This window comes from Mesorhizobium argentiipisi (SeqCode) (genome assembly GCF_037179585.1).
In the GTDB taxonomy this organism is placed as follows: Bacteria; Pseudomonadota; Alphaproteobacteria; order Rhizobiales; family Rhizobiaceae; genus Mesorhizobium; species Mesorhizobium argentiipisi.
Map to the genome: position 1 here is coordinate 15282 of NZ_JAPYKO010000002.1, position 12561 is coordinate 27842.

Consider the following 12561-nt stretch of genomic DNA (forward strand, 5'->3'; position numbering starts at 1 on the left):
TTGGCGTACGCGCCGTGAACTCAAGCAAAGGACGCGAACAATGACGATAGCAAACAAACTGAGAGACTTTATCGACGGCAAGGGCATCCCCTACGATACCGTCGGGCATCATCGAACTGCCACCAGCAGGCAGGCCGCCATTGCCGCGCACGTGCCCGGCAGCATCATGGCGAAATCCGTGGTCGTGCATCACGAACTCGGTTATGCACTGGCCGTAGTCCCAAGCACCCACAGGATCGAACTCGGCAAGCTGCAGGACGTCATGGACAAACGCCTCGGCCTCGCTTCCGAAGACGAGGTGGTTTCGCTCTTTGACGATTGCGACATCGGCGCCATACCGCCGATCGGCGCGGCTTATGATGTGCCGGTCATTCTGGACGAAAGCCTGCGCGATGCCGCCGATATCTATTTCGAGGGTGGCGACCACAAGACGCTTGTGCATGTCAGCGGTAAGGATTTCCACAGCCTGACGACGGACGCGCGCCAGGCGCGGTTCAGCTATCCGGCCTTCTGACGCACTGACACTCCCGCCGCTGCGTCACGACAGGGGCGGATTACTTCGACGGTCTGGGGTAGCCGCCGGCTCTACGGCCTTGCGGTAAACATGCCAGGTGGAGTGGCCGAGGATCGGCAGCACGACCGCCAGTCCTGCAAAAATAGGCAAAGATCCGATAATCAGCCCAACGGCGACGATAAGTCCCCAGACGGCCATCACAATGGGGTTGGCCAGGACCACGCGCACCGAAGTGTGGATGGCTTCATAGGCGCCGACATCGCGATCAAGCAGCAGCGGGAACGCGACCACGGTGGTGCACAACACGACCACGGCAAATAGGAACCCGATGGCGTGACCCAGCACGATCAAAGTCCAGCCGCGCCCGGTGGCGAATATCTCTGCTATGAAGCTGGACAGCGATGTCGGAGGCTCGGGACCGAACAGGTACTTGTAGAAGAGCTTGGCGGTCAGAAGCCACACGATGAAGATCGCAAACAGCATGATCCCGACCGCGGCGATGGCCGGCAGTGCCGGGGAGTTCCTGACCTCGAAGGCATGGCTCCAGGATGCATCGAGCCCGGCTTCCCGTCTGCGGCTGATCTCGTAGAGACCGATCGCCGCGAACGGACCGATCAGCGCAAAGCCGGACACCAGCGGAAACAGCAGCGGCAGCGCGTTCGCTCCCGATGTCCAGGTGGCAAGCACCACGCCGACGAGCGGATAGATCATGCACAAAAAGACGATGTGCGAGGGTTTGACCATGAAGTCGTCGATACCGCGCCTGAGCGCATCGAAAAGGTCGGAAATGCTGACCTTTCTAACTCTGGTGTGCTCCAGCGTCTCGCTGGCCCCCGCAATCACGTGAAAGCTTGCCATGACCAATCCCTCCAGACCAAGTCCGGCAAGGTCGCGGATTTCGCGGTGCTACCGCTTTGCATGGCTGGCCACGCAAACCGCGACCTGCATCTGGGAGCAATATACTCCTTTGCGCCCGATTTGTCCCCTCTGGATAGCGCCGGCTAATGGTCAGCCGCATCAGCGTGCTGGCTCCAGGGCTGCTTTTTCGGTATCCTCAAGATGCGAAGGTGAACGCCATGGACACGCGGACGCTTCTCATACTCGGCCTTGGCATAATTATTCTGTTGGTGTTGGGATTCTTTGCGCTGCCGGCTTGACGGCGCGGGCGCAACATTTCAGCAGCGCAATTGCCGGCCGCCTTCGGTCGAGCGAAGCCGGCGACCACCGACCGGGCCGGAAAGGGCTGCTTACTTGGAAAACTGCTTCAGGTAGGCGATGACGTTGGCTATGTCCTGATCGCTCTTGAGGCCTGGAAACGCCATCTTCGTCCCTTTGACCATCGCCTTGGGGTCGTGAAGATATTTTGTCAGCGTAGGCTCGTCCCATTTGATGCCGGATTTTCCGGCCTCGATCATGGCCGTGGAATAGGTGAAACCGGGATGCGTGCCTGCGGTGCGCCCGATGACGCCGTGCAGAGACGGGCCGACCTTATTCTGGTCCTGGTCGGCAATGTGGCAAACCTTGCACTTGGTGAAGACCTTCTCGCCTGCGGCAGCGTCCTGTGCCTGCGACGGGCTTGCAAAGAAGGTCGTAGCGGACAAGACGATGAAAAGCGCTGTTGCGCGCATGGCACTTCCTCCCGATCGTCGTTTAGTCGGACGACCCGCGCCACGCTGGCGTACCCTGCATGATGGGCGTCCGTGTCTCTTCAGTGGAACTGCGGCACCTACATACCACAGAATCGAACCAATGGGCAAAAAATGCCGGTTTGCGAAGGCTTAGGCCGTGCGCCGAGGACTAGCTGCCCAAAAAGCGCCAAGCGGTCCAGGCCTGTTCTGAACGGCGACGATCAGGGCGGATCGGTTTTGCAGCTCGCCGCGATCTGGCCGATCGCCTCGGAGAGACCGGCGAGCTCGAAATCGGCCTCGCCGCGCCCCGACAACAGGCCGAAGCGCCACGACAGCGTCAGCCGGTTCGCCGAAGCCAGGCGCCTGATGCCGTCGTCTCCATCCCTGACCAACGTTCTGCCGCGCGGGCCGACCGACCAGCTTTCATCGGTTTTGCCGCCGCCATCGACAATGACGGAGATGGTGATCTTGCGGCTGGCGGAGACGGCGTCATTGAGCTGGAGCCACTCGCTCCACCGCGGTTCGCCATCTGGCCGGCAAGCCAAGGTCAGCACCGGGCTGTAGCCTAGCGCCCCGCCCCCGGTGATCAGCTTGTTGCTGGCGTGCAGCGATGCCGTGATCTGGCCATTGTCGCCGCCGCCGACGCTCCAATTGCCGAGATCCGGCTCGGCCCGCGCGACGCCGATTGCTGCGGCAAACAAGAGCGCCGCGGCGGCGACCACGTCTCTCATCATGAACCCCAGCCTCACCAATGCCTCCAAACACCCGCGAATGCGATGAAACGCAGATAATGTTCAACGGTTGGTATCGCCAGCGGCGGACGATCAAGACTAGTTGTCGGTGTTGCCGCGCCGCCACAATGAAGTAGCTCCTAATGAAAAAGCCGCCCGGAGGCGGCCTTTCCAAATCGCGGTGTTGAAACCTGTTACTCGGCTTCCTTGGCAGCCTTCTTCTTCGGCGCCGCCTTCTTCTTCGGCTCGTCGGCCTCGGTGGCGGCTTCGTCGGCCTTTGCCTCACTTGCCTTGGCTTCGGCCTTCTTCGAGGAGGCCTTCTTGGCCGGCTTCGCCTTGGTCGCGGTCTCGGCCTCCTCGTCGTCGGCCATCAGCTCGTCCTTGCCGACCTTGACGTCATTGACCGTAATCTGGCCGAGCAAATAGTCGACGACCTTCTCCTCGAAAATCGGCGCGCGCAGCGCGTTGATGGCTTCCGGGTTGCTGCGGTAGTACTCGAAGGCTTCCTGCTGCTGGTTGGCCGGGAAGCGGCGCACCTGCTCAAACAGGCCGCGCTGCAGCTCCTCGTCCGATACGGTGAGGCCGGCCTTCTCGCCGATCTCGGCCAGCACCAAGCCAAGGCGCACGCGGCGCTCGGCAAGGCGCATATATTCGGCGCGCGCCTCTTCTTCCGTCGTCTCTTCGTCGGCGAAGGTACGGCCGGCGGCTTCGAGATCGCGGTTGACCTGAGCCCAGATGTTGTTGAACTCGGCCTCGACGAGCTTGGAGGGCGCCTCGAAGGAGTAGGATGCGTCAAGCTGGTCGAGCAGCTGGCGCTTCACCTTCTGGCGGGTCATCGAGCCGAATTGGTTCTCGATTTGGCCGCGCACGATCTCGCGCAGGCGCTCGAGCGATTCCAGGCCGAGATTCTTGGCAGTCTCGTCATTGACTTCGAGCTCGCCGGGTGCCGACACTTCCTTGACCGTGACGTCGAAGGTGGCTTCCTTGCCGGCCAGATGCGCCGCCTGGTAGTTTTCGGGGAAAGTGACGGTGATCTGCTTCTCGTCGCCGGCCTTCGTGCCGATCAGCTGGTCCTCGAAGCCCGGAATGAACTCCTTGGAGCCGAGCACCAGCGGCTGGTCGGTGCCGGAGCCGCCGGCGAAAGCCTCGCCGTCGATCTTGCCGACATAGTCGATGCTCACGCGGTCGCCCTCGGCGGCCTTGCCGGTCTTCGGCTCGTAGCTGCGCGCCGACTCGGCGACGCGCTTGACCTGGTCCTCGACTTCTGATTCCGGCACATCGTAGACCTGACGCGTCACCTTGATGTCGGAGAAGTCCTTGATCTCGATCGCCGGGATGACCTCGTAGTTGAGACTGAATTCGAAATCGGCGCCGCCGGCCAGGATCTTCTCGGCCTCCTTCTCGTCCTCGGTCATGATCACTTCGGGCTGCATGGCGGCCTTTTCACCGCGCCCCGAGATGATCGAACGGGTCGAGTCGTTGAGGATCTCGTTGACGACCTCGGCCATGAACGACTTGCCGTACATCTTGCGCAGATGCTGCACCGGCACCTTGCCCGGGCGAAAGCCGTTGATGCGCACCTTGTCGCGGGCATCGGTCAGCCGCGCCATCAGCTTGGCTTCCATATCACCGGCCGGCACGGTGATCTTGATCTCGCGCTTGAGACCGGAGTTGAGCGTTTCGGTGACCTGCATCCTAGAACCTTTGTTTTCACCAATGAGACTGCCAAACGGCTTTAGCCGTTTACAGCCTGCCGGTATGATCTTGCCGGAAATGGCTTTTGGTACGGAACCCGGCGATTTGACCGCCGATGCGGTTCAAACTCTCCTGAACTGCGCCTTGCCGGATGCGAATAAGTTTTTGTTTTTCCTATAACTTTTCACATCTTGCTGAAGCGGAAATTCACGTTCCGTCACATTCGACACGCCTTTTGTCACAGGCTAGGCTAATTTTCAACTATCTTCGCTCCAATGCATGCCGCCCAAAAGTGCGCAGCGTTTTTGGGAAAACGGCATGCATCAAGACAAGGCCTGAGGCGCGTCACCTGAACCGTTTTCGACATGACGCGCTTTTAGCCGAGTAAACATGACTTGAGCCCCGACATTGACAGAATGATGGCTACATGGGATTGCCGGGGAAAGCGGATGTGGCGGAATTGGTAGACGCCCTGGATTTAGGTTCCAGTGCCGAAAGGCGTGGGGGTTCGAGTCCCTTCATCCGCACCATCATTCGCTCTTCGGGTGGCAGGGGCCCCCTGAAGATAAGTGGACATGGGTCTCTCCCAAGTTGGCGAAGAAGAACCGCAGCCATCTCCTGGCCGCGCAAGCAAGGCTCTCACGCTCTCGGAGACCATCCCGCTTTGTGCATCCGATGCACTTGAAATAGCCCTTTAACAGGTTCTTACTCGCAATCGGCGGGTCGGGGCTCTGTCAGATTGTGCGCGTGATTTCTCTAGTTCTGGGGGTTGGGTCAGCTCTCGCGGCGGCAGCGTCTCAGGTTGAGGCTTTGGAGTACACTCCGGCTTCTCTTCCGGGTCAGCGGCCAATGCTCATTGTCTCCGGTGAGTTTAGCCCCAATGAGTCCTTGAACGGCTTTAGCCGCGCGGTTGCGAGCAGCGGGGCCAAGGTGATTGTATTCAACTCCCCTGGTGGCAACGTCGGCGGTGCTATTCGGTTGGGGCGTATGATCCGCGCAGCAGGGTTGGATACGCTTCAGGTTGGCCAATTGCAGTGCGCTTCAGCCTGCTCGCTGGCCTTCCTGGGCGGCATCCACCGTGTTGCCGAACCAAGTTCCATCGGCATTCACCGGGCGTTTCTCAAACTGGCTGACGGGATGTCCACCGAAGAAGCGAAGGCCCGCGTCCAGCTCGGAACGGCTGCAATCACATCCTATGTGGTCGAGATGGGAGTGGATCCCAAGCTGATAGAATTGGCTTCGAGCTATGGCAAGCATGACATAAGATATCTATCGGCCAGCGAAATGGCTGAGTTGCATGTGACCAATGCCGCGGCGAACCAATCGCCGGCAGATATTTCACAGGTGTTAACGAGGCCAAATCCTGCGCCCGTGTCCGCTCCTGCACCCGACGCCAGCCAACTGCCGGAAAGCATTGCGGTCGCCTTCGTCAGGGATCTCATCGAGCATCATGGCGACAACGACGATTTCGCTCTTGCCCAAGTTCAGGCGTCCTACGCTCCCAAGGTCGATTATTATGGCAAGCTGACGAACTTGAGGTCGATCATTGACAACAAGAGGAACTATTACCGGCGATGGCCTGAACGCGGATATAGCGTCCGCAATGACAGCATCGTGGTCACCTGCACTAAGGATCGCTGCATGGTCTCGGGCGTCTACGACTGGGTTGTGCGCAGCCCCTCGAAACACAAGCAGGAAAAAGGCGTAGCAAACTTTAGCTATACGATTTCGATCGGTCCCTATCCCAAAATTATCGCAGAGACAGGGAGTGTCCAGCGATAACCGGGATCCGCGTTAGCGCGGACACTGACCTCAAGCCCTATACACTCACACTCTAATAAAGCGGCTCCTCGAACAGCGTCTTGTCGCCGTCCATCAGCGCCTTGATCTGTGCCGTGCCGTCGGACGCGAGCGCGAGCTTGATGCCGAACGGCCGCACGCGCATGTCGTCCTGGATAGCCATTCCTTCGCCTTCCGGCAGATAGAAGCGGTCGATCCCGTAGTCGGGCGCGATTGTCGCTTCCGGATCACGAAGGTCCCAGCCCTCCGCGACGCGTCCGCCAATGTCGGCTTCGTCCGGGCCGGCAGGCGCCGGCGCCTGGCCGAACCACGCCGCGGCTGGCTGCCAATAACCGTCGGCGCCCTTTTTCAGCCGGACCACGATCGATGTGTCGTCGCTGGAGAACTTGCTCTGCGGGACATTGGCGATCAGCTTCACCGGGATGCGTGAAATGTTGTTGTTGAGCGAGATATAGTCGCCGCGCAGGAGATCGCGTGGATCGACGGGTTGGACTTTCAGGAGCACTTCCTTGCCGTTGCGCAGGATCGCGGCCCGGCCGGCGATGATCCAGCTGAGGAAGCCGATCTGGACGAGCGCCAGCACCAGCGCCGAGATGATGAGTTTCTTGCCGGTCATGCCGCTGCTCCTGTCTCGGCGGGCGCTCTCATGCGCTTCTCGATGCGGATGATGATCAGCGCCAGTATGCCGAGCAGCACGGCAGCCGCCAGGAAGAAGCCGGCCGTATCCAGCATCGACCGCAAGGTGACGCTATAGATAATGGCGAGTTCGAAGGCGAAGCCGGCATAGGCCAGCCAGCGCAGCCCCCTGCTCTCGCGGCCCGCCAGCATGATCGCCCCGACGATACCGGCAAGCGCTACGATCGAGGCGACGGCGAAACCGCTGTTGTAGGTGCTTTCATCAGCCAGTTCGAACTGGATGATCGCCATGCCGGTGAGGAAGCCGAGCAAGGCGTGCACGGGCAGCCGGCCGCCCAGTTGAAGGATCCTGTCGAGCGGACCGCCGGCAAAGATCGCAGCGGCAAAGAGCAGCGCTGACGCGATGGCCAGCGACACGGCCACCGGCAGTGTGTCGTGATCCGTCGCCAACAAAACCAGATAGAGAATGACCGACAGAATGATGAGGTGGCGCGCTGCCCGGCTGCGTGTCCAGAACGAAATGGCGAACAGGACGATCGCCATGACAATGAAGAGATGCGGAATTTCCGCGCGCCAATAGAAGCCGAACCCCTTGAGGACCAGCCAGGCATCGGCAATGCCGACCGCAGCCACGGTCAGTGGGTTCGAGCGCAGCGCTACTGCCGCCAACGCCGTGCCGGCGCACCATGTCACAAGCGCCGAGGCCTCGTCGCCCGAAAGATGATACATCTGGCCGATCAGCGCGATCGATCCGCCGAAGGCGGCGGCTGCAACGATCCACAGCGCCTCGCCGATCGCTGCATGGTCGCGCGTCTTCAGCACCGCGCCACCGACATAGCCGGCGAGGATGACGGCAAACAGGGCCGCCACGCGAACGAGGCGCGGGATGGCCTCCCAGTTGGCGGCAACGAAAATCAGGATCGCTGCGCCGAACAGAAGTGCCGCCATCATTGCCAGGATTGAGCCGAAACTCAGTGATGCGCGCTCGTTGGCGGCGACGTCGCGCGTCAATGCCTCCGCCGTGGCAGGATCAATCAGTCCTCTCTCCCGCCAGCGGGCGATATCCACCCTTACCCGTGCCGAATAGCTCGCCATGCTTTCCCCCTAAGCCCGGTCATTTCCTGAGCCCGGACAGCCAAACCGTTGACGCGGCGGCGCTTTCCGATTCGGCCTTCTTTGCGACGCAGGCGTGAATGGCCGTTAATGTTGCATTGCACAATTTGCATTGCTGCCATGCGCCAACGGCACTTTTAAACCGATATGATCCCACCTATTTTCTGTTCGTACACAAACGGAATGATCCGAACCAAAGACGAAACGAGAACTACCATGAACCTGATCCGCAACTACCGCAACTGGCGCCGCTACCGGGACACCGTCTCCGAGCTGAGCCGCCTGTCGAACCGTGAACTGACCGACCTCGGCATCAGCCGCAGCGACATCCACTACGTCGCCCGCAAGGCGGTCTAATCCGCTTCGGACCGCAAATGGTCCGAACCAGTTTTGAAGAGAGTAACACAATGAACCTGATCCGCAGCTATCGCAACTGGCGCGTCTATCGCGACACCGTTGCTGAGCTGGGTCGGCTTTCGAACCGCCAGCTCCACGATCTCGGCATCGTTCGCGACGAGATCAAGATGGTCGCCCGCAAGGCGATCTAACCAGGATTTCGCCAGGGTCGACCTCCTCCCCGACCCTGACGGATACGGTCAACCCTTACCTCCTCCCAAGGGTTGACCACTGAAACGGCGCCCGCCGGTCCTCCTCCCCCGGCGGGCGTTGTTCAGAAGCGAACGAAGTTCGTCTTCAGCGAACGCAGTTCGTCTTCAGCGAACGTAGTTCGTCTTCGAAGGTGTCGCCCCTTCTCAAAGGCGAAAAAGAATTCTCGCCCTCAAACGGCGAAAGAGATTTCGTCAAAGCCGACCTCCTCCCCGGCGATGACGAATATGGTCGATCTTCACCTCCTCCCGAGGATCGACCCCCAAAACGACACCCGCCGGACCTCCTCCCCCGGCGGGTGTTGTTGTTTCTGGCGCAGGTACCGGCCACCTGCGTTCTCGGCCGGCAATTGCAATCGCGTCCCCAAGCGATTATTCCGGCGCTCATGAGCAAAAATCCCATACACGTCATCGGCGGCGGCCTCGCCGGCTCCGAAGCCGCATGGCAGATCGCCGAGGCCGGCGTTCCGGTCGTGCTGCATGAAATGCGCCCGGTGCGCGGCACCGACGCGCACAAGACCGACGGCCTGGCCGAGCTGGTCTGCTCCAACTCCTTCCGCTCCGACGACGCCGAAAACAACGCTGTCGGCCTGTTGCACGCCGAAATGCGGCTTGCCGGCTCGCTGATCATGAGCGCGGGCGACGCCAACCAGGTGCCGGCCGGCGGCGCGCTCGCCGTCGACCGCGACGGCTTTTCCGACGCAGTTACCGCGAAGATCGAGGCGCATCCGCTGATCACCATCCAGCGCGAGGAAGTGCCCGGACTGCCGCCCGAGGACTGGGACCAGGCGATCATCGCCACCGGTCCGCTGACCGCGCCTTCCCTGGCGCAGTCGATCGCCGAGGCCACCGGCGCCGATGCACTTGCGTTCTTCGACGCCATCGCGCCGATCGTGCATTTCGACACGATTGACATGAACACCGCCTGGTTCCAGTCGCGCTACGACAAGGTCGGGCCTGGCGGCACCGGCAAGGACTATATCAACTGCCCGATGGACAAGGACCAGTATCTCGCCTTCGTGGCGGCGCTGCTGGAGGGCCAGAAAACCGAGTTCAAGCAATGGGAAGGCACGCCCTATTTCGATGGCTGCCTGCCGATCGAGGTGATGGCCGAGCGCGGCGTTGAGACTTTGCGCTACGGGCCGATGAAGCCGATGGGGCTGACCAACGTTCACAATCCGACGGTCAAAGCCTATGCGGTGGTGCAGCTCCGCCAGGACAATGCGCTGGGCACGCTCTACAACATGGTCGGTTTCCAGACCAAGCTGAAGCATGCCGAGCAGGTGCGCATCTTCCGCACCATTCCGGGGCTTGCAAATGCCGACTTTGCGCGTCTCGGCGGTCTGCACCGCAACACCTACATCAACTCGCCGACGCTGCTCGATCCTTCGCTGCAGCTCAAATCGCGCCCCGGTCTGCGCTTTGCCGGCCAGATCACCGGCTGCGAAGGCTATGTCGAAAGCGCCGCCATCGGCCTGCTCGCCGGCCGCTTCGCCGCGGCCGAACGGCTCGGCGAGGCGCCGTCGCTGCCGCCCTCGACCACAGCTTTCGGCGCGCTGCTCAACCACATCACCGGCGGCCATATCGTCTCGGACGATGAGCCGGGCAAGCGATCCTTCCAGCCGATGAACGTCAATTTCGGCCTGTTCCCGCCTGTGGAAGCGCCTAAGGCCGAAGGCAAGCGCCTGCGCGGCAAGGACAAGACCGTCGCCAAGCGCCACGCCATCACCTCGCGCGCTCTGGCCGACTGCCGGCAATGGCTGGGGCTGCCGGCGCGGGCCGAGGCGGCCGAGTAGCTGTGGCTGCCGTCTCCAAGTTGCCTCAGCTCCTGCCGCCGGGTTTGCCGGCAAGCGAAGAACCCTTCGCGGGTGGCTACGAGATTGTCTGGAGCGTCTATATTCGCTGCAAGAGCCTCCAAAAATTGCGCGAGGTTCATATCCCAGCGCTCGAAGCGCTGATCGGCCAGCCACATGGCGGCAAAGGCTGGCTGTACGACAACGAACGCTACATCAAGAACCGGGACCGGAGCCTGAAGAGGATTATTGCCTTAAAGCGCATCCCAGGCCCCTACACCGATCAGATCCTGGTCGATTTCATGAAGACGCTTTATTCGCTCTCTTCGTATTGGACAATTCAAGCCCGGCTGGACCCGTCGCACCCCCGCGGTCTGTATGTGTGCGCCAGCTTCAGATCCGAACCTCCGCCCTCAGAGACACCGGCGGTCGTCGACGCGCAGGTTGAATTGGAGGCCAATTTCACCGATGCGATGGGCGGTGAATCAGGGCGCTATCTCGGCTCCGGTCAGCGCATCAGCTAGTGATTTCCAACTATTCCGCCGCCGCCGCCCTCGCGCCCGGCAATCCCGGCTTTCCCGCCTCTTCCGGATTCCTTCGTACATAAGCCGCCTTCAGCGTCTCGGACGTGTCGCGCGAACCGTCATGGCTCCAGCCTGGCGGTTGGATAACATAGTTGACGCGCTGACCAAGCGCGCAACGGAATCCCTAGCATGATTGACGTTTACGTCAAAGGGGCGTCCAGCCCCGCATCGCGTGACGCAAGAGCAGCCAGTGCCGGCGCAAGGTGGAGAGCGTCGCTGTCCCACCAAGCGGCGACCTGCCCGCCTTCTCCATCTTGTCGAGATAGGCGCGAGTCAGCGCCAGTGGCAGGAAGGCCGGGCGCAACGAAACGGGAAGCGCTGGCGCACCTTGCTCGAAGGCGTTGAGATGCTCCCGCGCCAGCGCGATCATTGCTGCCACCGCGCGCTCCGCCGCAGCCCCGCCCTCGCCTTTGACGAACTCTTCCGGCGTCGTGCCGGCTGCCGCCAGTATGTCGGCGGGCACAAAGCACTGGCCGCGCCGACGATGGGATGGCAGCAGAAGCAGCAGGCCGGCGATGGCCTGCGCGCAGCCGGCCCTGCCCGCCAGATCGGCAAAGCTGGGTGCCGCCGCCGGATCGAGCACCATCGCCGCAAGCTGGATCAGCGCCGCGGCGGTTTCGCCGCAATAGCCCTCGAGGTCGGTCCGCGACGGCATCGGGTCGTCATAGAGATCGAATATCCGTGCCTCGAGCATGTTCTCGAAGGCAGCCTTCGGCAGATGATGGGCGGCGATCGTCGCGCGTAGCGCATCGGCGGTCGGGTGGCCTGTCTCGGCATCCCCTTCGGCCGCGATGACGTCGCGCCACCATTGCAGCCTGACCTCGCCAGGCAGCGGCTCGTGAATGCGATCGCGCACGCCCGCGATTTCGGCGTTGAAGGCGTAGAGCGCAAGCAGCGCATCGCGCTTGTCGGCCGGCGCGTAGAGCGCCGACAGGTACCTGTCATGGTCGGCGGCGCGCACCGCATCCAGAACGATGTCGCCCGTCGCGATGCTGGAAACGCCGGCCATTCAATCGACGGCGATCAGGGCCGCTGCCACGGCGCGGTCTTCGGCGAGCAGCACATTGTAGGTCCGTACGGCCGCTCCGGTAGACATCGGGTCGGCCGAGATGCCGGCCTCGTTGAGCGCGACGCGCAAAGGCGCCGGCAGCGGCCGCAAATCCTTGCCCATGCCGACCAGCAGGATCTCGACATTGCCGGCCTCGGCGAACAGCTTGTCGAAATCCGCGGCCTTCAACGCCAGCGGATCGGCGGGCTCCCAGCCATGGATGCCCGACGGCAGGACGAGCAGCGATCCGCGATGCGACATGTCGGCAAAGCGGAAGCCGCCATTGCCATAGGCCTCGATCGGCGCCTTGCCCGGGAAATGCGCCTCGCGGATGATGATGCCTTTGGCCATGGGTCTAGAGCATGATGCCGAAAAGTGTGGAGCGGCTTTCGAACGACATCATGCTCTATCTCT

Annotated in this window: 15 protein-coding genes, 1 tRNA gene and 1 pseudogene; 8 read left to right on the forward strand and 9 right to left on the reverse strand. The window is 61.8% G+C overall.

The features are described from left to right. Positions 1-40 precede the first annotated feature (40 nt). Positions 41-514 (forward strand): aminoacyl-tRNA deacylase, encoded by a 474-nt coding sequence (locus tag O7A05_RS03005; RefSeq protein ID WP_337091470.1) that lies wholly within the window; start codon positions 41-43, stop codon positions 512-514. Between the two features lie 24 nt (positions 515-538). Here O7A05_RS03005 and O7A05_RS03010 read toward each other — a convergent pair whose 3' ends face one another. Continuing rightward, the gene (locus tag O7A05_RS03010) at positions 539-1372 is read right to left on the reverse strand and encodes a DUF2189 domain-containing protein (protein WP_337091961.1); all 834 of its coding nucleotides are present in this window, start codon (positions 1370-1372) and stop codon (positions 539-541) included. Positions 1373-1518: 146 nt separating this feature from the next. Here O7A05_RS03010 and O7A05_RS03015 point away from each other — a divergent pair, with 146 nt between their 5' ends. Next, positions 1519-1671: a hypothetical protein gene (locus tag O7A05_RS03015; protein WP_337091471.1), complete on the forward strand. Its 153-nt coding sequence runs from the start codon at positions 1519-1521 to the stop codon at positions 1669-1671. Positions 1672-1761: 90 nt separating this feature from the next. On the opposite strand, the gene O7A05_RS03020 is transcribed toward O7A05_RS03015, so the two are convergent. The 3 genes from O7A05_RS03020 to tig all read right to left on the reverse strand — a co-directional run bounded on the left by O7A05_RS03020 (position 1762) and on the right by tig (position 4567). Beyond that, on the reverse strand, positions 1762-2142 hold the full coding sequence (locus tag O7A05_RS03020) for a c-type cytochrome (RefSeq protein ID WP_337091472.1): 381 nt from the start codon (positions 2140-2142) through the stop codon (positions 1762-1764). Positions 2143-2363: 221 nt separating this feature from the next. Continuing rightward, positions 2364-2891: a hypothetical protein gene (locus O7A05_RS03025; RefSeq protein WP_337091473.1), complete on the reverse strand. Its 528-nt coding sequence runs from the start codon at positions 2889-2891 to the stop codon at positions 2364-2366. 176 nt (positions 2892-3067) lie between these two features. Continuing rightward, positions 3068-4567: a trigger factor gene (gene tig, locus O7A05_RS03030; protein ID WP_337091474.1), complete on the reverse strand. Its 1500-nt coding sequence runs from the start codon at positions 4565-4567 to the stop codon at positions 3068-3070. 446 nt (positions 4568-5013) lie between these two features. Between tig and O7A05_RS03035 the strand changes: the two genes are divergently transcribed. Beyond that, positions 5014-5098 (forward strand) — tRNA-Leu (locus O7A05_RS03035). A 319-nt stretch (positions 5099-5417) separates the two neighbouring features. Then, positions 5418-6350 (forward strand): COG3904 family protein, encoded by a 933-nt coding sequence (locus tag O7A05_RS03040; protein WP_337091475.1) that lies wholly within the window; start codon positions 5418-5420, stop codon positions 6348-6350. A gap of 52 nt (positions 6351-6402) precedes the next feature. On the opposite strand, the gene O7A05_RS03045 is transcribed toward O7A05_RS03040, so the two are convergent. Together O7A05_RS03045 and O7A05_RS03050 are read right to left on the reverse strand one after the other, a co-directional pair. Further along, complete coding sequence (locus O7A05_RS03045; protein ID WP_337091476.1) at positions 6403-6984, reverse strand: GDYXXLXY domain-containing protein; 582 nt, start codon at positions 6982-6984, stop codon at positions 6403-6405. Then, positions 6981-8099 (reverse strand): DUF2157 domain-containing protein, encoded by a 1119-nt coding sequence (locus O7A05_RS03050; RefSeq protein WP_337091477.1) that lies wholly within the window; start codon positions 8097-8099, stop codon positions 6981-6983. The genes O7A05_RS03045 and O7A05_RS03050 overlap by 4 nt, the downstream gene beginning before the upstream one ends. 234 nt (positions 8100-8333) lie before the next feature. Here O7A05_RS03050 and O7A05_RS03055 point away from each other — a divergent pair, with 234 nt between their 5' ends. The 4 genes from O7A05_RS03055 (at position 8334) to O7A05_RS03070 (ending at position 11039) form a co-directional block, all read left to right on the forward strand. Further along, positions 8334-8474 carry a DUF1127 domain-containing protein gene (locus O7A05_RS03055; protein ID WP_006335194.1) on the forward strand — a complete coding sequence of 47 codons (141 nt, stop codon included), beginning with the start codon at positions 8334-8336 and terminating at the stop codon, positions 8472-8474. A gap of 50 nt (positions 8475-8524) precedes the next feature. After that, complete coding sequence (locus tag O7A05_RS03060) at positions 8525-8665, forward strand: DUF1127 domain-containing protein (RefSeq protein ID WP_071031998.1); 141 nt, start codon at positions 8525-8527, stop codon at positions 8663-8665. 443 nt (positions 8666-9108) lie between these two features. Further along, positions 9109-10518, forward strand: coding sequence for a methylenetetrahydrofolate--tRNA-(uracil(54)-C(5))-methyltransferase (FADH(2)-oxidizing) TrmFO (gene trmFO / locus O7A05_RS03065; RefSeq protein ID WP_337091478.1), 1410 nt, complete (start codon positions 9109-9111; stop codon positions 10516-10518). A gap of 2 nt (positions 10519-10520) precedes the next feature. Then, on the forward strand, positions 10521-11039 hold the full coding sequence (locus tag O7A05_RS03070; RefSeq protein ID WP_337091479.1) for a hypothetical protein: 519 nt from the start codon (positions 10521-10523) through the stop codon (positions 11037-11039). Positions 11040-11049: 10 nt separating this feature from the next. Here the strand turns inward: O7A05_RS03070 and O7A05_RS03075 are convergent. From O7A05_RS03075 to O7A05_RS03085, 3 genes and pseudogenes are all read right to left on the reverse strand, one after another. Continuing rightward, a pseudogene (locus O7A05_RS03075) lies at positions 11050-11208 on the reverse strand (sterol desaturase family protein); the annotation flags it as partial. Between the two features lie 36 nt (positions 11209-11244). Next, positions 11245-12108, reverse strand: coding sequence for a phytoene/squalene synthase family protein (locus tag O7A05_RS03080; protein WP_337091480.1), 864 nt, complete (start codon positions 12106-12108; stop codon positions 11245-11247). Continuing rightward, positions 12109-12498, reverse strand: a complete 390-nt coding sequence (locus O7A05_RS03085; RefSeq protein ID WP_337091481.1) for an Mth938-like domain-containing protein — start codon at positions 12496-12498, stop codon at positions 12109-12111. Positions 12499-12561 lie beyond the last annotated feature (63 nt).